Origin of the sequence: Salinibaculum salinum (genome assembly GCF_037645885.1) — an archaeon.
GTDB lineage: Archaea > Halobacteriota > Halobacteria > Halobacteriales > Haloarculaceae > Salinibaculum > Salinibaculum salinum.
This window is the reverse complement of record NZ_JBBENW010000023.1, coordinates 17,759-36,021: the sequence shown is the minus strand read 5'-3', so window position 1 is coordinate 36,021 and position 18,263 is coordinate 17,759. Positions and strand designations below refer to the sequence as shown.

Below are 18,263 nucleotides of genomic sequence, written 5' to 3'. Positions count from 1 at the left end.
CGAATCAGGGGTACTTCATACTGCCGGCTGTGCGGCTGTGAAAATTTCCGCGGCCTCGGAGTCGCGAATAGATGAAAAGAGAGTCAGACGGTAGTCTTAGCTGTAATCGTGGTAGACGCTCTTTATCTGGGTGTATTTTAGCACGCCGTACTTTCCGTCGTCGCCGCCCATGCCAGACTCGTTCCAGCCGATGTGGTGGCCTTGCCACGCCTCGCCGAGCGTCCGGTTGACGTAGGTTTCACCGTAATCGAGCGCGTCGACGGTCTTCATGGCGGTCTGATAGTCTTCGGTAAAGACGTACGAAGAGAGACCGTAGCGGGACCGATTCGCGTATTCGACGGCCTGATCGACGGACTCGACAGTGACGATAGGTGTTACCGGACCGAACACCTCCTCCTCGACGACATCCATTGCCGGGTCGACGTCACCGAGAACGGTCGGCGCGTACCAGAATCCGGTCTCGAAATCACTGCCGCCCAGTGGCTCGCCACCGGAGAGGACAGTGGCGCCACTCTCGACGGCGGATTCCACCGAGGAGTGTGTCCAGTCGAGTTCACCCTGGGTGACCTGTGGCCCCATATCGGGGTCGCTTTCGGGCGGTCCGAGTTCGAGCGCGTCCGTCGCAGCGACGTATTTTTCGGTGAACTCCTCGGCGACATCTTCGTGGACGAAGACTCGCTCGGCGCAGGTACAGACCTGTCCGGCGTTGGTGATGCGCGCGGTGAGGATGTCTTCGACGGCGGCGTCGATATCGGCGTCGGCAGCGACGATCGCGGGCGCTTTCCCACCGAGTTCGAGCGAAACGGGCGTGAGATTCTGTGCGGCAGCCTCCATTATCTCCTTTCCCACGCGCGTGGACCCGGTCATCGTCACCATGTCTGTGTGTGGTGAGGTGACCAGTGCGTCCCCGACATCGCTCCCACCGAGAACGAGATTGAGCAGTCCGTCGGGCAGGTCGAGTTCCTCGTCCAGCAGTTCGAAGACGCGCACTGTCGACAGCGGCGTCGTCGAACTCGGTTTGACGACGACGGCGTTACCCGCAATGAGCGCCGGGAGTATTTTTCGCATCAGCACCGCAATCGGGTAGTTCCAGGGGATGATCGCTGCGATGACACCCATGGGGTGGCGCTGAAGCTGAATCTGTTCCTCGCGATTGTCGCTCGGGACGATATCGCCCTCGATACGTCGCCCCCAACCAGCGGCGTAATCCGCCAGCGTGAGCGTGCCGGTCACTTCGCCATCGGCAGCGGACTTCGGTTTACCCTGTTCCGCCATGAGAATGTCACCGATGTCGCTGACGTTGTCCTCGATGACTGAGCCGATAGCGCGGATGGTTTCGGCGCGTTCGACCCCCGGAGTCGCCCCCCACTCTGCCTGTGCCGTCTGGGCGGCTGTGAGCGCTTCCTCGACGAGTTCCTCGTCAGCGCTTGGGATCTTCGTGAGTGATTCCTCGGTTGCCGGATTCAGTACATCGACCGCTGGCGTGCCTGTCCGCCACGCCCCATCGATGTAGTGACTAGCCTTGGGTGTCTCCACCATACACACCTTTCCATGAGGATCTGTATAATTCTTCGGGAAAACGAGTACACCGATCGTGACGGACGGGCCCCAACGCTATCGGATGAGTTGTCAAAGATCAGTCGAAACAGAGAGGGGCGAACATGTGCATCCCCCACATTCAAAGTCGAAATTGAACATAGCTCAGCTTTTATAATAGACCGGTATCGCATGGAACCACCGATCGAGCGGTAATCGACCGGGCAACTGCGACACCCGAGTGACGTGACCGGTCGGTAGACGTTAGAGACTCACAGCCAGTTAGAAGAAGGCATCTTGCAATTGACGGAGATGGTAGAGCGGAGACTCTGTGTCGAGGCTCACGTCAGCCGCTGTGATCGGCTGGTCAGTGCTCACGGGCTGTGTCACTTCGGCACCGGCGAGCAGCTCGAAGGGGACCAGGTCTGCCTCCTCGGCAACGGTCGCGTCCTGTAGCTGTCCGTATATCGTGTCGCCGCCACCGCCGACGATAGTTTCGCCGGGTTCCAGGTCGCGTTTCGCCGCGGCGACGACCTCCGTGGTCTGTTGGGTCACGACGCCCGTCGGCTGGTCGTGCAACCCTGCCATCGCGACGCTGACGATGGTCTCCTGGGGCAGATGGTACGGCCGATGGAAGAGTTGGTACTTGCCGTCGTTGACTGTGTTGATGTTGTACCGCTGGCTCAGATACTCCTGTGTCGCCTCGTTTGTCGCCTCCGTCACGACGAAAGCGCTCGGGTTCTTGTCCGTCGGCGTCACGGAGTCGATGACGCCCTTCTGGTCAAGGACACCACCGTCCTCGGTCGGTCGAAGTGTCTCCAGCAGCCCATCTTTGTCGGTCTCGGGCATGTGGACGCCGTCCGTGTCGATCGAGTATCCCAGTGCGTTTGCGGCCGCACAGAGTTCCACGGCGACTTTCGTCCCATCGAGGAACGTGTTGTACATCCGCGCGTTCGGTTTGCTGTTTTCGATAAACGAGTCCGGCAGATCGTATCGTTGCAACGAGTCCTCGTGAGTCGCGTGCGGTTGGAACGTGAGTTCGGTTCCCTGCCCGGCCGCGACGATGTCGAGCCCCTGGGCGCCCGCCCAGTCGCAGAGTTCGACGACCTGGGCGGGTTCGTCGCCGTACGCCATCGAGTAGGTAACGCCACGGTGTTCGGCGAACTGCGCGAGGAGCGGACCGATGGTCACGTCCACCTCGACGCTGACCATGACGACATCGTTGCCCGCGTCGATGGCCTCCCACGCGTGGATTGCGGCTGCCGCCGCGTCCCCAGTAGTCTCGATGACGACATCGACCGGCGCTCCCGCCGCTGCGGCACCACCAGTCGTTGCCACGCGTTGTCCCGCAGCGAGGGCTTCCTGAATTCCGGTAGCGGAGTCTTCGACGGTAACGTCTTCGTCCGGTACCCCGGCTTTGCGATACGTCTCTGTCGTCTTCTCGAGTACGAGGTCGGCGAGGACTGTCGGCTCGACGCCTGGCGTCTCCTCAATCTGGTACGCGAGATGGGAGCCGTACACTCCGGGACCAATCAGGGCCACCGAGAGCGGATTATCTACTCGTGCCTCTAGGTCGGCTAGTACGTTCATCCGTAGTTAGTACTGACTGAGGGGGTAATTAAAAATTTTGTCAGATAAAATAGTATAGATGGGAGGTATTTACAGCAGAAGGGAATAGAAAGCGCGTTCACGGACCAAGACGTGGGTTTCAGCGATGAGAGCGAGAAAAATCAGCAGCGAGAAAGTGCCAGGGAAGTATAATATTCTCCCAGAGAGAACCGTGAGTTTCGAAGTCAGAGCTGAGAAGCGTAGCCAGACAGACAAAGGCTGAACAGTCTGTTGTTCGGCAGCTAGCGGAGCCAAAGTCACCACATTGTGACCAGTCGATATTCGTCTACCACTGGATTTTGATACGATCGGCAGACAGATAGAGTTCTCCTCTAGAGAATTACTGGATCTGGAATTAGACCGCTCAAGCAGTCTGATTCCATACGATTGCGGTGGTATTAAACGATTATTCAGGAGAGAATTGTCAGTCACAGCGGCTCGTAACTATGGAAGCGGCAGACAGTTCCCAGGAGAGCGACGCCGAGACGTGTTCGTCGACATGCTAATTACCCCAGACAAATAGAGTATGAACATGACCAGGGCACCAACAGACGACGAGCAACCAACGATCAAATCGGTGGAGGCCTCACTCAATATCGTAGAGGAGCTTACGTACGCTGGTCCGGTGACTCTCACGGAACTAGCAGAGCGTCTGGAGCGCTCTCCGAGCAACGTTCTGGCCCATCTCCGAACACTCCGGCAGCGAGGGTTCGTTGTCAAAGAAAACGATAACTATCGTCCTGGGTTGAGATACTACGAGTTCGGGAACAATATCAAATCAAACTATCCACTCTACGTCCACGGAACGGAGCCAGCGGATACGCTGGCTGCCGAAACCGGGGAGTTCGTCTGGCTCATGGTCACAGAGCAAGGACGCGGTTACTATCTCTATAAAACCGGCGGGGAAGACGCCGTCGAAAGTGGCGCGTACACGATGGGCAGTCGGTGGCACCTGAACGCGACCGCGAGTGGGAAGGTGGTTCTTGCAGATATGGACGACGCACAACTCGACGTGGTGTTGGATGCACACGGGCTCAAATCGATGACACCAAACACGATTACCGACCGAGAAGAACTCGAAGCAGAACTGGAAACCGTTCGCGAGCAGGGATATGCCAGAGACAAAGAAGAGGCAGCAATTGGTATCCGTGGTGTCGCAGCTCCTGTCGAGGGGCTGGACGGCGTTATTGGTGCGGTGTCCGTTTCCGGCCCCGCAAGTCGGATAAAGGACGGATATTTCCAGGAAGAATTGCCGAAGAAAGTGAAAGAAGTCGCAGATATAATCCGAATAAAATACAACGGCGCGTCCGCGGTCGACCGCTAAGCGTCGTCGATCTCGTGGCACCGGAACCAGTGGTGGCCTATTTTGTTAGATAGATATACAGAAAGAAATTGATTACGCTGATATGTATGTAATGTCCAGATGGGAAAACAACACGGCAGGGCGCCACCATCCAGATCGTGACCGACGTAGCGCAAAACAACCGTGGTGGTTACGGACTTTCGCCACCGTCAATCGTCCGGCACAAGCCGCCGGACCGATAACAGAATTCTAGAACCGAATATCACGCCACAGATGTTGAGAGGCCACAACGATCAGGTCCCAACCTGCGTACAGTAGTGTTTTCCGTGGGCGGCGTGGCTGTCCTTCAGTATTTAAAGTGAGTACATGTTCACTCCAGAGACGCTCTGATAATTGCCATGTCTAACCCAGTTCCGGGTGACATTTTGACTTTTGTGAGTTTCTCCAGTAGAGAACCCGTTTTCGACCCCGTGCTGTACACGAATCCGAGAACTAATCAAAAGGTATAAAATACCACCGGAAGTAGGCGTATTTCAGATATGGTACGTCAGGAAGAGAGGATTGCTTATGAAACTAGCGCGGGCCTCACAAGACGTTTCACTGTTCGGGGGGACGGTCAGTGAAACCGCGGACAGTCTCAGTACTGTTCGTCCTGCTAGCGCTAATCTGGGGGTCGCTGTTTATTTTCATCGAGATCGGTCTCCCGTATATCCCTCCTGTGCTGTTCGCCGCACTCCGCCACGACCTCGCAGCCGTTATCACACTCGGCTATGCAGCCTCCGTCTCGGCGCAGTGGGTGCCGCGAAGTCGCGAGGACTGGTGGCTCGTGGCCCTCGGTGCTGTGTTCTTTGTCGGCCTGTACAACGGGTTGCTGTTCATCGGTCAGCAGGGAATCACCGGTGGGATGGCTGCGATTCTAGTCGCAATGAATCCAATTCTCGCGGCATTCTTTGCCTGGCTATTGATTTCACAGCGCCGTCTCGCACTCCCTGGTATCGTCGGTCTGTTCCTCGGGTTCGTCGGCGTGGCACTCGTCGCTCGCCCAGATCTCTCGGCACCGTTTCAGAGCGAGTCTCTCGGTTCCCTTCTCGTACTCCTCTCCACTGCCTGTCTCGCCTTTGGCAGTGTACTCGTCGAACGCGCGGGCAGTGACTTGTCTACCGAAAGTTTCGTCGCCTGGTCGAACGTTCTCGGCGCGCTGTTTCTCCATGGCATCAGTTTCGGCCTGCCAACGGAATCATTCGCGCAGATCGAGGTATCGATGACCGCTCTCGGCGCATTGCTCTACCTGGCAGTTATCGGAAGCGGCGTCAGCGCTATCCTCTACTTTGTGCTGTTGGACGAACTCGGAGCGGTCGAAATTAACCTGGTCTCCTACGCCGCTCCGATATTCACCGCAATACTGGGATGGCTGATTCTCGATGAGACGCTTAGCCCCACGAGCATCATCGGTTTCCTGATTATCTTTACGGGATTTGCACTCATCAAGCGTAGAGAGTTACGTCTGGAACTGCGTAAACTGTCCACCAACTAGCGACTCGGACATGCGGGAGACGCCCGCAACTGTCGATATCGTCACAGCTGTCGGCACAATCGCTGTACTAGACGACCCGATTCGGTAGAACAGAAACACGCTGTTACTCACTCGCTCACCGAGTTCGGACTGGTGAGTTTACCGGTTCGTCTGTTCGTCGGCCGCCGTGAACCAGCCGGGTTCTTCGACGACGGTCGAGCCGACATCGGTGAGCGAATAACTGAACGTCATCGTTGTTTCGACGCCCGCTTCGTCGACACCGTCACCACTCCAACTCTCGTACCGGATGAGACCATCGGCATCGACCAGAACAACGTACTTGAACGATGTCCAGGTAAACTCGCCGTCGGTACCTTGCGCCGCAATCCAGGCTGGCTGGTCGGTTCGCTCGTAGCGCGTGACAGTGACACCATCGTACGTCTCAGTCCCGGCAGCCGAGAACGTCGCAAGGTCGCTCCCGCTCGTGACAAAACTCTCGACCGAAAACAGGGTGTTCTCTGGTGCGAACACGCCGTCGGCGACCTGGTAGGTCGCTTCCTCACCCTCACCGTACCGCGTGTACGACGTGCCGTCTGCGTAGAAATTCTCGTACGCAGTGTGCACCTCGTCGCGACTCGTCACCAGCATCCCGAAACTGGACCGTTCGTTCTCGTAGTCGACGGCGTGCGTGTACGACGTTGCACTCACTCCGTCAGTCTCACTGGTAACGGTCATTTCCCAGACGGACGTGTATCCGCCGGCAGCCAGCAGCGCAGCCGTTCGATTTTCGACAATCGTGACGTCTCCGTCTGGGTTCCCGTCTGGTCCAGTACCCGTCTCGGAAGTACCGTTACCGCCGACACACCCAGCGAGCATCACGAAGAGGACAACGGACACCGTCGAGACGAACTGTGATTGCATGAGAATTACATGCCGGCTGAGTATATATAGATAGCAGTACTGATGTCTGAGTGCCCTCTACTAGTGGAGAACACGATTCACATCGGCCGAAATGAGTACGCTATCGGGTTCAATTCTCCGGCCAGTTGTCCTCACGTTGCCAGGTCAGTAGTAAACCAGCGCGCAAACAGAGAATCAGTACTGGAGATTCGGGACGGTCGACCAGTCAACCTGTTTCGGAATCGAGTATCTCCGTGAGCCGACTTTTGCCGAGTTCCTCGATGAGGACCGACAGCTCTAATACTTTCTCCTCGCCGAGTTCGTCAACCAGCGCCTCGATCTCGTCGGGAGTAAACGTTCGGGCGAGGCTTGCCATCGTCGTAACTGCCTCTTCTGTCCGCTCTGCAACCTCAGGAGTTGGCGCGACCGTCGGCGGTCGGTTGACGAACTCGCCGTCCTTGTAATAACAGAATCGAAGCTCGTTCTCATCGGACGACTCCGGATTCACGATCTGGACGACACCGTATCCGTCGTCCCATTCATCGATCTGCTGTTCGAGCAATGTGTTATAACGCATTATCACAACGTTTATTGCTTGTTTACATAAGCGTTTTGCTTTGGTAAAGCCATAAGTTTAGAATCTGGGAGGCGCCGATTCGAGACAGGAGACAGAAACCACGATGACCAGTACAATTTATTACTTAGTTTTCCAGCGCCGGTGACTGGAAAAGACAATGTTAATTAGCACAGATCACGGCAGTCGTCTGGAGTTATCCTACGTCTCCACGGCCTGCAGTCCCATCCGATAGCCTTACGTTTCAGACCCCACACACTTTGGCGGCCCTACTCCTCTTCGAAAGTCGGTAGTATAATTACTATCGCATCGATAGTCCCGGATATGGATTTCAGCCCGTCACAGGAGCAAAAACAGATTCGAGAGATGGTCGCAGAGTTCGTCGACGACGAGGTCGTTCCCCGCGCCAGCGATATCGACGAAACCGACGAGTTCCCGCAAGATATCATCGACGAAATGGCGAAGCTGGGGCTGATGGGAATGCCGATTCCCGAAGAGTACGGCGGTGCCGGGCTCGATTATCACAGCTACGCCATGGCTCTCGAAGAGATTTCTCGGGGCAGTGGCGGTCTCGGTACTATTGTCGCGGCCCACATCTCGCTGGCCTGTAACATGGTGTACGACTTCGGCAACGAGGCACAAAAGTCAGAGTATCTGACGCCGCTGGCCAAGGGCAGTGAGATCGGCGCGTTCGCACTCTCGGAGCCCGGTGCTGGCAGTGACGTCCCCGCAATGGAGACGACCGCAGAGAAAGACGGTGGCGAGTACGTCATCAACGGCGGGAAGCTCTGGATTTCCAACGGAAGCCTCGCCGACACGGTCACACTGTTTGCGAAGACCGACCCCGACGCTGGTGGGAAAGGCATCTCCTCGTTCATCGTTCGCCCCGAGGAAGACGACGGCTTCATCGTCGAGGGAACGGAGCACAAGCTCGGTGACAAGGGCTGTCCGACCGCAGAGTTGCGCTTCGACAACATGCGGATTCCGAAGGACCGCCTCATCGGTGAGGAGGGTGACGGGCTCAAGCAGGCTCTGAAAACGCTCAACGGCGGCCGCATCTCCATTGCCGCTCGCGGCGTCGGCATCGCACAGGCCGCTCTCGACCAGGCGCTGGAGTACGCACAGGACCGCGAACAGTTCGATCAACCAATCTCGGACTTCCAGGCAATCCAGCACAAACTCGCGGATATGGACACGAAGACGTCCGCAGCCCGGATGCTCATGCACCGTGCCGCCGACAAGAAGATGCGCGGCGAACGCTACGTGAAAGAAGCCGCACAGGCCAAACTCTACTCCTCGGAAGTCTCCCGTGAGGTTGCCAACGAAGGCATCCAGGTCCACGGCGGGTACGGCTACGTCAAAGACTTCCCCGCCGAACGGTTCTACCGCGATGCCAAGCTCAACGAGATCTACGAGGGGACCAGCGAAATCCTCCGGAACACCATCGCCGACCAGTTGCTGGACTGAGGGAGTCTCGATACCTGGCGCACTCTTTTCGCTGGCAAAGATTTTACACAGTGGCCAGCCAAATCCATGCCAATGTTTGACCAACACGAACTTGCGAAGATATCTGAGCAAAAGGCGGAGTGGGAGACAGAAACGCTCGAACCATCTCTCGAACGCGGGGAGCGAAAGGACAGATTCGCAACGGTGTCAAACCACGAAGTCGACAGAGTGTACACGCCAGCGGATATCGCCGACATCGAGTTCGGGGAGGATATCGGCTTCCCGGGCGAGGAACCGTACACGCGAGGCCCGTATCCGACGATGTATCGGGGACGAACCTGGACGATGCGCCAGTTCGCCGGGTTTGGGACCGCAGAGGAGACCAACGAGCGCTTCCACTACCTCATCGACGAGGGGCAAACCGGCCTCTCGACGGCCTTCGACATGCCCTCGCTGATGGGACTTGATTCGGACGACCCGATGAGTCTCGGTGAAGTCGGGAAGGAGGGCGTCGCCGTCGACACGCTCCGCGATATGGAAGTTCTGTTCGACGGAATCGACATCAGCGACGTCTCGACATCGTTTACCATCAATCCGTCTGCAGCAGTCATCTACGCGATGTACATCGCGCTCGCCGACGACCAGGGCGTGCCCCGCGAGGAGATCCGCGGGACGCTCCAGAACGACATGCTCAAAGAGTACATCGCACAGAAAGAGTGGGTCATCCCGCCGCGGCCCGCGCTGTCGGTCGTGACAGATACCATCGAGTATGCCGTCGAGGAGACGCCGAAATTCTACCCGGTGTCTGTCTCGGGCTATCACATCCGGGAGGCGGGGTCGACTGCTGCACAGGAAGCCGCTTTTACCCTCGCCGACGGCTTCGCGTACGTCGAGGACTGTCTCGACCGCGGACTGGGTATCGATGACGTCGCACCGCTTCTGTCCTTCTTTTTCAACTCCCACAACTCTATCTTCGAGGAGGTTGCGAAGTTCCGCGCATCCCGGCGCATCTACGCGCGCGTGATGGACGAGTGGTACGACGCCGAATCACCCGAATCGAAGCGATTGAAGTTCCACACCCAGACCGCGGGACAGTCACTGACCGCTCAACAGCCACTGAACAACATCGTCCGGGTGACGATTCAGGCACTCGCCGGCGTGTTCGGCGGAACCCAGTCGCTACACACGAACAGTTTCGACGAGGCACTCGCGCTACCGAGTGAGAAAGCGGTCCGAGTCGCGCTCCGCACCCAGCAGATTATCGCTGACGAGTCGGGCGCGGCCGACATCGTCGACCCGCTGGGTGGCTCCTTCGCCATCGAGAAGTTGACCAACGAGATGGAGACCAAAATCATGGCCTACATCGAGGAAATCAAGGAGATGGGCGATGGTTCGGTCAGAGACGGCGTGCTCGACGGCATCGACCAGGGCTACTTTCACCGCGAGATTCAGGACGCCAGTTACGAGTACCAACAACGAGTCGAAGAGGGTGAAGAAGTCGTCGTCGGCGTCAACAAGTACACTATCGAGGAAGATACCAGCCCTGACATCCTGAAAATCGACGAGGGAACCCGTGAAAAGCAACTCGAGCGATTAGAACAGGTCAAAGCCGACCGGGACGACGACGCCGTCGAAGAGACACTCGATGCACTCTCGGAGGCCATCGGCGAGGGCGAAAACGTGATGCCCTATATCGTCGACGCGGTCAAAGTCTACGCCACGATGGGGGAAATCATGCAGGTCTTCGAGGACCACCACGGGTCCTACCAGGAAGAAGTGACGCCAGCGTAGAAGCACCATGCAGTTACTCCGAGAACAGGCCGTCATCGAGAGGCCCGTAGCGGGAACCGCGATTACAGCGGTATATATGTAATGAGAAAAGGGACGGTCGACAGCCGGATTAGAAACAGAATTAAAGTTTATTGCTCCCGACATCATGCGATCACACGGTTGAATAGATAGATTTTCAAGTACTTGTCGTATAGGATGGCAGAATATCCTACAGTCCACCCGAATAGAGAAACAATGTGAGAAGATCACTCGTGACTAATCTACAAGATTATAAAAAAGAACGACAATATTAAATGCTGGTGTAGTTTAATCGACTCCGATTCTAACGGGTAAATCACTGGCACGGGGACTGTCCCCACCGTGTGGCGTCTGTCGCTTCCGAACCCGGGCGGTGTGGACTGTCTCGGTTGCATCGTCGACGACGACCACGTCACCCGGTGTCGTCGGTATCCGCTCTTCCAGTGACGTGGTCATATAAGTCGGTTGAACCTTCGTCAATGCGTCGAGGTCTGTCTGCGAGGTGAGTCGATGAGAGACGAGAATATCTGATTGGGAGATACAGACATCTGGGACGGCACTCGGTCGCTGGGTGGCTAGCACGAGACTGACGCCGGGTGCACGCCCTCGTGTGAGGATACGCCGGAGTGCAGTCTGTGCGACGCCGTCGAAGAAGGCATGTGCCTCGTCGACGAGCAACCACGGCAACCGTTGTATTTCTTCCTCGACGCGTGCCCGGTAGAGGGTTTCACCGATACCACGGACGAGAGCGTTCATCGGTGCTGAGTCAAGTCCCGAGACATCGACGACTATCAGTTCCTCTCCGGCCAACGCGGCGGCCGAGAGCCCACCGGCGTCGAACACACCCCACGATTTGGCGAGCGAGAGGTGATTGAGTGCCGCACGGCTGTCACGAGTTGGCGCGTCAGTTTCGCGGACGCTTGTACACATTTCCGATAACGTCGATGCACGCTGCGCTGCCTGCCAGACGAGTCCACCAGCACCGCTCTCGGGGTCGAGTCCGAGCAGATCACACCACGAACGCGGGTCGAGTGTCGACGGCGCTACTGTCGGCTCTGAGACGACCCGAGCAGGAACCGGGTCAGCTGCCTCGTCGGTCACGCCCGCCGCGAGCCCGTCGAATACACCCATCGGGTCGATGACAACGGGTGCCACCCCACGGATCCGGGCGAGCCCCTCGGCCAGTACGCCAAGAGTGTAAGATTTGCCGTAGCCGCGTTTTCCGACGACCAGCCCCGCGTGGGGACCGTCCACGTCGACGTACAGCGGTGCACCTTCGCTCCCGTCGAGTGCACGATAGGCACCAAGGTGTCCGACGGGTCCGGCGGAGATTCCACCCTCGCGACCGAGTACGAATGTCACACGACGGGATGGTTGCTTCGTCGTATTTGAATCTTCGTGTGACGGTCGGCGACCAGTCACGCTCTGATACGTCAATCGAAACTCGAGTTGAAGGCATTACTGGCAATTTTCAATATAATATATTATTCCTATATTTTTAATAGTCGTAACTCGTAGCAGCTGAAGGTGTAAATAGCTAGAATGAAGACTAATTTGACTATTATAATTATATTTTCCCTATATCCCCCACTCTTTTGCAATTCGCCGTTTTTATCATACTATTTTTGTACATTCACCCATACAATATGGCCGTGATGCTGAGTGAGACAAACAGTCAGCGATGAGTCGCAGAATCCGATCAGATACGGCAGATGAAAGATATATACCTCTTATTCCGCTCTTTCACAGAGCAGTGCCTTTCAAAAGTGGAGAGTGAAGAAAAGTAAAATATCTCATAGTAAGATATAAATTCCATAATTATGTCAATTTTTCGTTCAGCTGTCGGGAGAGGTCGTCTGCTCGTCGACTGCGGCCCAGATGTCCGGTCCAATCGGAGTCTCCTGTTCCTCGAGAACTTCTCCGGTGACGCCGATTGCGCGGCTGATGACTGCCAACCCACGAGCGGCGGTCGGAGAAAGGCCGATGTCGGCAGTGAGTGCGGCGATAGCACCGGTCACGTTGATCGGGAGCGACGACCCGACTTCGTCCTCGAACGCCGACTGGACTACTCGGAGCATCTCGGTGTGTTCGCCGACAATGTCCTCCTCGGCTGCAATGTCGAACAGGCGTTCCGCCCGGGGATCGACCGGTTGCAAGTGAGGATGGCCGAGGCCGGGAAAGGCCGTCTCGGTGGCGCGTGAGTCTGCAACGAGTGTCGCAACCGCCGCCTCGGTATCGTCAGCGGCGACCAGTTCGTCGAGTTGTTCGGCACACTCTAACATCGACCCGATGAATCGGTCACCGACTCCGAGAATACCGCTGGCAATCGCTGCCTGTGGTGCCTCGGAGGCAGACATCTGTGTGAGACGCCCGGCAATCGCGGACGGTGTCTTTCCGTGGACCATCAGCGACGTGAGCATCGCGTCGACCAGACGGCGCTGTCCGTCAGTTGGTTCCACGCCGGTCCAGAGGTAATACAACGCCGCCGCAACGTCCATTTCGTCCATCACCTCATCGGCGAGGTCCTTCTCACGGACGGAAATCGACCGCTCGTCGTGCGACGAGAGTGCGGACTCGAACTGGTTGTCCATGGTACAATTGTCGCCGGACAAAGACAAAAGTCCATCCCGGTCGTCGCCGTGACAGGGACGAGAGTTGCTGCGGGCAGAGCGTGTCTTTCGGTACCCAGAATCAGCTCTTCTGACAGGGGTCAGTAGGGGGGGTTCCTCGCCACGGACACAGTGGGTTTTAATCAGAGGCACGACTGCGGAGTGTATGGACAGGTGGCAGCGCCGGACGGGCTATTATCTCGTCGTGCTGACGGCGCTCATCATCGCGTTCACGTTCGCCTACCAGTACGGAATGGCTACCTTCGAGAACCGACCCCGGGGGTTCCTTCGGTCGCTACAGATCGTCGTCGAGACGTTCACGACGACGGGGTTTGGCTCGGACGCCCCCTGGGAAACGACGTTTATGAACGTCCTCATCATCGCGATGGACACCGTGGGAACGGTGATGATTTTCCTCGCACTCCCCGTTTTCCTGTTTCCCGCGATGCAAGATATCCTCTCGACGACAGTCCCGACATCGGTCGAAAACGGCCTCTCCGATCACGTCGTCATCGCCACGTTCTCGGCCAGGGCGGATACGCTCATCTCCGAACTCGAAGACCGCGGTGTGGATTACGTCCTCGTCGAACCGGACCGCGAACAGGCGATAACTCTGCAGGAGAACGGCTACAATGTCATCAACACCGAACCGGACTCAGTCGACCGGTTGAGAGGGGCAAACGTCGCCGACGCGCGCGCCGTCGTCGCCGATGTGTCTGACCAGGTCGACACCAGCATCGTCCTCACGGCCCGGGAAATCTCCGAGGACGTCCGCGTCGTCAGCGTCGTCGAGGACCCTGACAGCACCCGATATCACGAACTCGCCGGTGCAGATGCCGTGCTGTCACCTCGCCCGCTGCTGGGGGAGCGCCTCGCAGAAGTCATCTCGACAGGCGTAACCACGGAGTTGGGCGACGGCATCAAACTCGGCGAGGACTTCGAAATCGCGGAGTTGCTGGTCCACCACGGAAGCCCACTCGCGGAGACGAAACTGGCTGCCTCGGGGCTGCGAGAGCGAACCGGAATCAACGTCATCGGCGCGTGGTTCCGGGGCGAGTTTCAGACCCCCGTCGACCCGGAAAAGACGCTTGAAGCCGGCACTGTCCTGCTCGTCAGCGGCAGGGAAAATCAACTCGAGCGGCTCGAACGCCTTCCCAAATCGGCCGTCCGTGAGTTCGAACGCGGCGAGACAGTCATCGTCGGCCACGGACACGTCGGACAGGCTATCACGTCGGCGCTCGCGGCGAATAACCAACCCTACACCGTCCTGAATCGCAACGACGCGCCGGGCGTGGACGTGGTCGGAGAAGCCAGCGACGAGAGCGCCCTCCGTGCGGCCGGTATCGAAGACGCACGGTCGGTGATTCTCGCCATCCCGGACGACACGGAAACCGAGTTCTCGACGCTCGTGATGCGTGATTTGAACAGGGACCTCGACATCGCAGCCCGGACAGAAGAAGAGGAAGCAGTCCAGAAGATGTACCGCGCGGGAGCAAACTACGTCCTCTCGCTCGCGCGAGTGACCGGCCAGATGACGGCCTCCGCGGTGCTGGACGACGAGACCGTGATTTCGATGGATACCCAGGTCAACATCCGACGGACCGAGGCGCCGGGGATGGTCGGACAGACGCTCGCCGAAGCCGACGTGCGAACGCGAACAGGGTGTACGGTCATCGCCGTCGAGCGGGACGGAAAGGTACGCACCGACGTTGGACCGGACTTCCACATCCAGACCGGTGACCAGCTCGTCATCGCCGGCAGTGACGAGGGAACGAAACGGTTCAGAGAACTGCTCGGGTGAACGGCAGAGCCTGGGAAATTGCCGACTCCGAGCGTGGGGATATCTCGGAACACACTTCCAGGAACGTTGATATGTGGTCTAGTCGTGGATGGCGTATGAATCGGCGTCAATTACTCACCGTCGCGGCGACTGCTTCCCTCGCCGGGTGTTCCGGACTGGGCGCCAACGGGGAAAGTAGCCAACTTTCCCTCACCGTTCAGAACGAACGCGCGGATCCGGTCACCGTTCAGGTGGTGGTGGTCGACGACGAAGGAACGACCTACGAAGACGAGTCAGACCAGATAGACAGTGGCGTCGCTCGCGCTTTCGAGGTTACAGTCGGCGCTGAGGGTCGCCACGAAGTGACCGTCACGGGTGAAGACTGGCGAGGACAACTCGCATGGAACGCCGGCACGTGCGCGCTCTTCGATGGAACCGTCAGCGTGACCGACGAGAGCGTCGAGGTAGCCAGCGAGTGCACGGACACACGGTAATTCCTCGATAGGACCGTCCTGTACCGAATTGTGTGAATTTCGTCATATCGAAATGATTTTCCCAGTCAGTTTTGATGGTGTAGCAAAGCATGGTGGTGGAAATCGTCGCCGGGTTCGTCGTGCTGGTGCTGCTGGTGCTGTTCGTCGCGTACGTCGTCAACATCTACAATCAATTGGTGAGTCTTCGCGAGCGGGTCGACCAGGCCAAGCAGAACATCGACGTGTTGTTGAAACAGCGTCAGGACGAACTGACGAAACTCATCGACGCGGCCAAGGAGTTCATGGAACAGGAAGAACGAGTGCTGACACAACTGACAGAGGCGCGCGAGCAGGCAGAACGGGCCGATTCGCCGGCTGAGCAGGCCCAGGCCGACCAGCAGATTCGACAGGCGATGATGAACTTCGAGGCGCGCGCCGAGGCGTACCCCGAACTGCGCTCTCAGGAGAATATGATGCAGTTTCAAAAGCGGATTTCCGACATCGAGTCACAGATTGCCGACCGCAGAGAGCTATACAACGAGGCGGTCACCCAGCTCAATACGCGCATCGACCAGTTCCCCTACGTCATCCTCGCCAACCAGTTCGGATTCGAGGAGCGTGAACTGTTCGAGGCAACCGCCGCGGAGAAAGCGGACGTGGACGTCGGTGCCGCGTTCGACGACGCCTGACGATGGTCGGTCTTGGATTCGACGCGTCGGTGACGGCGCTTGCAGTACTCCAGTCGGGCGATGATACGTTCGATTTGCTCGTTATCCTCCTGGTCGGCTTCTTCGGCGGGCTGTATCTCATCTACGACGGCTTTACCACCTGGCAACTCGCCCGGCTGATTCAGGACACGCCAACTGCGAAAGTGCGGTCGATGGCCGTCGGGAGAACGGAACTGGAGGGGGTCGTCCGCGAACACGATGGGACCATCGACGTTCCCCACACGGACGAGCCATGTGTCTACATCAGCTGGGATGCCGAGCGACGGGAACGCCACACCGACGAGGATGGGGATGTCCACTACACCTGGGAAACCGTCGCCGACGGGACGGAGGCGCTCTGGTTCGACCTCGAAGACGATACCGGGCGCGTGCTCGTCCGCGCGGACCTCGACAGGCCGGAGTTCGACATCCGCGATGCCGGCCACAGCACGACAGACACCTTCTACCAGGGTGAGCGACCCCCGTCCGAAGTCACCGACTTCATCCGGGAGTTCCGACAGCGGACGAAAGAGTCACGACGGAGTGAGAAGACAACCGAGAGGAGCGAGGGTGGCGGCCTGTTCGACCGTGCAATCGACTTCGCGACTGACATGCTCGACGCGAACGACCCGCTGAGCAACACGAGTAAGCGACGACGATACAGCCAGACAATCCTCCCGCTAGGGACGGAAATCTATCTGTACGGTAGCGCGGAGCCACGAGAGGGCGGACGGATGGCCACCAGCGAGGCGGACTTGCTCGAAATCCGGCGGGACTCCGGGACCGGAGAGTTCCTCGTCGCGGACGTCAGTGAGGACAAGTTACAGAACAGTTACTCGAAATGGGGGCCGATAAAGACCGTCGGTGGTCTCGTCCTCAGCGCCGTCGCGCTGTACTTTCTGCTGTCGATGTTCCTGTTCCCAGTCTGAACCGGCGATATACTTAGTTGGTGGGCCGGCAAACAGCGTCTGTGTGACCGACGAACGCGAGAAAACGGCATCTGCAGACCACCAGCGAGAGCGAGGGCAGACGGGTCCCGATACGGAGCGGTCGGTCGACACCGCTGCAGAGTCGTTTCTCTCTGTCGAGTCCGAACTCCGCGCCTCCGCAGGAGAACAGGTGCGCGGGCAGGCAGTCGACGTAGCGCGGGTGCCCGCCGAGACGGTTCCCGAAGCGTACCCTGTCACGATTGGAACGTCCGAGGCACTCGCGCTCACGCTCGAACTCGACGGTCGCGACGGCACGACGGTGACCACGTACTTCGAATTCGACGAGTCGGTGGCCGATGACAGACTTGCGCGCCTGCTCGCCGTCCACAGCATCCCGACGGACCGCTTCGGTGACCTCCACGGTGAGTGGATTCTGCTCGTTATCGAGGACGGCTACTTTCTCCCGGTCGTCCCTGCGGAGTTTCCCCGCGGCGATTCGCGCGGCGTCTATGGTATCCTTGTGGGACTGGCGTTCAATCTGCTCGTTGGGACAGTCGCCATCCTGGGCCTTGGCAACCTGCTGTCACTGCCAGTCATCGCCGCGTGGCTGCTCGTTTCCACCGTCGGACTCCCAATTGTGACGTATCTGGACGCCTGGTATCTCCGGACCCGGACCGACTGGGGACAGGGGCCGGCGTTCTGGGCACTCCTCGCCGCGCTACCGGGCCTAAACGTCCTGACGGTACTCGCGTATCTCTGGACGCGCCACAGGGCACGGCCGCTCGCCTGATACCGATGGGAGACCTACTCAGCGTGACTGATTTCGACGTGCCACTCGTCGCTGTCGACCTGATCGGTTTCGTACGTGTATCCCCGCTCTGTGAGGACGGCGTACAGCGGCTCCGGCTCGAAACTGTTGACAACGACGAGCGATTCATCGGGGTCGAGTTCGTCCAGTGCCGCCATGATGTCACCGAACGGCTCGCCCTCTATCTGACGCACATCCAGCGTCTGCTGGGGTGACTTCGCTGCCATACCTCCCAGTTGGCCCGATATCCGCGTGCACGTTGTCCCGA

General features: G+C 58.3%; 16 protein-coding genes. 9 read left to right on the top strand and 7 right to left on the bottom strand.

Annotation, left to right across the window (positions count from 1 at the left end; translation table 11 throughout):
• Nucleotides 1-96 precede the first annotated feature (96 nt).
• Both aldA and WDJ60_RS16595 read right to left on the bottom strand, forming a co-directional pair.
• On the bottom strand, nt 97-1,539 hold the full coding sequence (aldA, locus tag WDJ60_RS16600) for an aldehyde dehydrogenase (RefSeq protein WP_340101817.1): 1,443 nt from the start codon (nt 1,537-1,539) through the stop codon (nt 97-99).
• A 279-nt stretch (nt 1,540-1,818) separates the two neighbouring features.
• Complete coding sequence (locus WDJ60_RS16595) at nt 1,819-3,126, bottom strand: SAF domain-containing protein (protein WP_340101816.1); 1,308 nt, start codon at nt 3,124-3,126, stop codon at nt 1,819-1,821.
• A gap of 550 nt (nt 3,127-3,676) precedes the next feature.
• Here WDJ60_RS16595 and WDJ60_RS16590 point away from each other — a divergent pair.
• Nucleotides 3,677-4,468, top strand: coding sequence for an IclR family transcriptional regulator (locus WDJ60_RS16590; RefSeq protein WP_340101815.1), 792 nt, complete (start codon nt 3,677-3,679; stop codon nt 4,466-4,468).
• A 598-nt stretch (nt 4,469-5,066) separates the two neighbouring features.
• On the top strand, nt 5,067-5,981 hold the full coding sequence (locus tag WDJ60_RS16585) for a DMT family transporter (RefSeq protein WP_340101814.1): 915 nt from the start codon (nt 5,067-5,069) through the stop codon (nt 5,979-5,981).
• 138 nt (nt 5,982-6,119) lie between these two features.
• Here the strand turns inward: WDJ60_RS16585 and WDJ60_RS16580 are convergent, their stop codons facing one another.
• Both WDJ60_RS16580 and WDJ60_RS16575 read right to left on the bottom strand, forming a co-directional pair.
• Nucleotides 6,120-6,881 (bottom strand): DUF7537 family lipoprotein, encoded by a 762-nt coding sequence (locus tag WDJ60_RS16580; RefSeq protein WP_340101813.1) that lies wholly within the window; start codon nt 6,879-6,881, stop codon nt 6,120-6,122.
• 205 nt (nt 6,882-7,086) lie between these two features.
• Entirely contained in the window at nt 7,087-7,437 is a 351-nt protein-coding gene (locus WDJ60_RS16575; protein WP_340101812.1) for a DUF8109 family protein, read from the bottom strand.
• A gap of 321 nt (nt 7,438-7,758) precedes the next feature.
• Here WDJ60_RS16575 and WDJ60_RS16570 point away from each other — a divergent pair, with 321 nt between their 5' ends.
• Together WDJ60_RS16570 and WDJ60_RS16565 are read left to right on the top strand one after the other, a co-directional pair.
• On the top strand, nt 7,759-8,901 hold the full coding sequence (locus WDJ60_RS16570; RefSeq protein WP_340101811.1) for an acyl-CoA dehydrogenase: 1,143 nt from the start codon (nt 7,759-7,761) through the stop codon (nt 8,899-8,901).
• Nucleotides 8,902-8,973: 72 nt separating this feature from the next.
• Entirely contained in the window at nt 8,974-10,671 is a 1,698-nt protein-coding gene (locus tag WDJ60_RS16565; RefSeq protein WP_340101810.1) for an acyl-CoA mutase large subunit family protein, read from the top strand.
• A 306-nt stretch (nt 10,672-10,977) separates the two neighbouring features.
• On the opposite strand, the gene WDJ60_RS16560 is transcribed toward WDJ60_RS16565, so the two are convergent.
• The gene (locus WDJ60_RS16560) at nt 10,978-12,051 is read right to left on the bottom strand and encodes an ATP-binding protein (protein WP_340101809.1); all 1,074 of its coding nucleotides are present in this window, start codon (nt 12,049-12,051) and stop codon (nt 10,978-10,980) included.
• A gap of 473 nt (nt 12,052-12,524) precedes the next feature.
• Nucleotides 12,525-13,280, bottom strand: a complete 756-nt coding sequence (locus WDJ60_RS16555) for a citryl-CoA lyase (RefSeq protein WP_340101808.1) — start codon at nt 13,278-13,280, stop codon at nt 12,525-12,527.
• Nucleotides 13,281-13,464: 184 nt separating this feature from the next.
• On the opposite strand from WDJ60_RS16555, the gene WDJ60_RS16550 reads away from it, so the two are divergent.
• The 5 genes from WDJ60_RS16550 (at nt 13,465) to WDJ60_RS16530 (ending at nt 17,977) form a co-directional block, all read left to right on the top strand.
• Complete coding sequence (locus tag WDJ60_RS16550; RefSeq protein WP_340101807.1) at nt 13,465-15,099, top strand: potassium channel family protein; 1,635 nt, start codon at nt 13,465-13,467, stop codon at nt 15,097-15,099.
• Between the two features lie 95 nt (nt 15,100-15,194).
• Entirely contained in the window at nt 15,195-15,572 is a 378-nt protein-coding gene (locus WDJ60_RS16545; protein ID WP_340101806.1) for a hypothetical protein, read from the top strand.
• Nucleotides 15,573-15,661: 89 nt separating this feature from the next.
• Nucleotides 15,662-16,240: a LemA family protein gene (locus tag WDJ60_RS16540; protein ID WP_340101805.1), complete on the top strand. Its 579-nt coding sequence runs from the start codon at nt 15,662-15,664 to the stop codon at nt 16,238-16,240.
• 2 nt (nt 16,241-16,242) lie between these two features.
• Nucleotides 16,243-17,187, top strand: a complete 945-nt coding sequence (locus WDJ60_RS16535) for a GIDE domain-containing protein (protein WP_340101804.1) — start codon at nt 16,243-16,245, stop codon at nt 17,185-17,187.
• A 43-nt stretch (nt 17,188-17,230) separates the two neighbouring features.
• Entirely contained in the window at nt 17,231-17,977 is a 747-nt protein-coding gene (locus WDJ60_RS16530) for a hypothetical protein (RefSeq protein ID WP_340101803.1), read from the top strand.
• A 14-nt stretch (nt 17,978-17,991) separates the two neighbouring features.
• Here WDJ60_RS16530 and WDJ60_RS16525 read toward each other — a convergent pair whose 3' ends face one another.
• Nucleotides 17,992-18,222: a DUF2249 domain-containing protein gene (locus WDJ60_RS16525; RefSeq protein WP_340101802.1), complete on the bottom strand. Its 231-nt coding sequence runs from the start codon at nt 18,220-18,222 to the stop codon at nt 17,992-17,994.
• Between the last annotated feature and the right edge of the window lie 41 nt (nt 18,223-18,263).

Coding starts and splice junctions, on each gene's coding strand:
- aldA (WP_340101817.1), bottom strand. CDS start 1,539: ATGGTGGAGACACCCAAGGCTAGTCACTACATCGATGGGGCGTGGCGG.
- WDJ60_RS16555 (WP_340101808.1), bottom strand. CDS start 13,280: ATGGACAACCAGTTCGAGTCCGCACTCTCGTCGCACGACGAGCGGTCG.
- WDJ60_RS16535 (WP_340101804.1), top strand. CDS start 16,243: ATGGTCGGTCTTGGATTCGACGCGTCGGTGACGGCGCTTGCAGTACTC.
- WDJ60_RS16570 (WP_340101811.1), top strand. CDS start 7,759: ATGGATTTCAGCCCGTCACAGGAGCAAAAACAGATTCGAGAGATGGTC.
- WDJ60_RS16550 (WP_340101807.1), top strand. CDS start 13,465: ATGGACAGGTGGCAGCGCCGGACGGGCTATTATCTCGTCGTGCTGACG.
- WDJ60_RS16595 (WP_340101816.1), bottom strand. CDS start 3,126: ATGAACGTACTAGCCGACCTAGAGGCACGAGTAGATAATCCGCTCTCG.
- WDJ60_RS16540 (WP_340101805.1), top strand. CDS start 15,662: ATGGTGGTGGAAATCGTCGCCGGGTTCGTCGTGCTGGTGCTGCTGGTG.
- WDJ60_RS16525 (WP_340101802.1), bottom strand. CDS start 18,222: ATGGCAGCGAAGTCACCCCAGCAGACGCTGGATGTGCGTCAGATAGAG.
- WDJ60_RS16545 (WP_340101806.1), top strand. CDS start 15,195: ATGAATCGGCGTCAATTACTCACCGTCGCGGCGACTGCTTCCCTCGCC.
- WDJ60_RS16590 (WP_340101815.1), top strand. CDS start 3,677: ATGACCAGGGCACCAACAGACGACGAGCAACCAACGATCAAATCGGTG.
- WDJ60_RS16580 (WP_340101813.1), bottom strand. CDS start 6,881: ATGCAATCACAGTTCGTCTCGACGGTGTCCGTTGTCCTCTTCGTGATG.
- WDJ60_RS16575 (WP_340101812.1), bottom strand. CDS start 7,437: ATGCGTTATAACACATTGCTCGAACAGCAGATCGATGAATGGGACGAC.
- WDJ60_RS16565 (WP_340101810.1), top strand. CDS start 8,974: ATGTTTGACCAACACGAACTTGCGAAGATATCTGAGCAAAAGGCGGAG.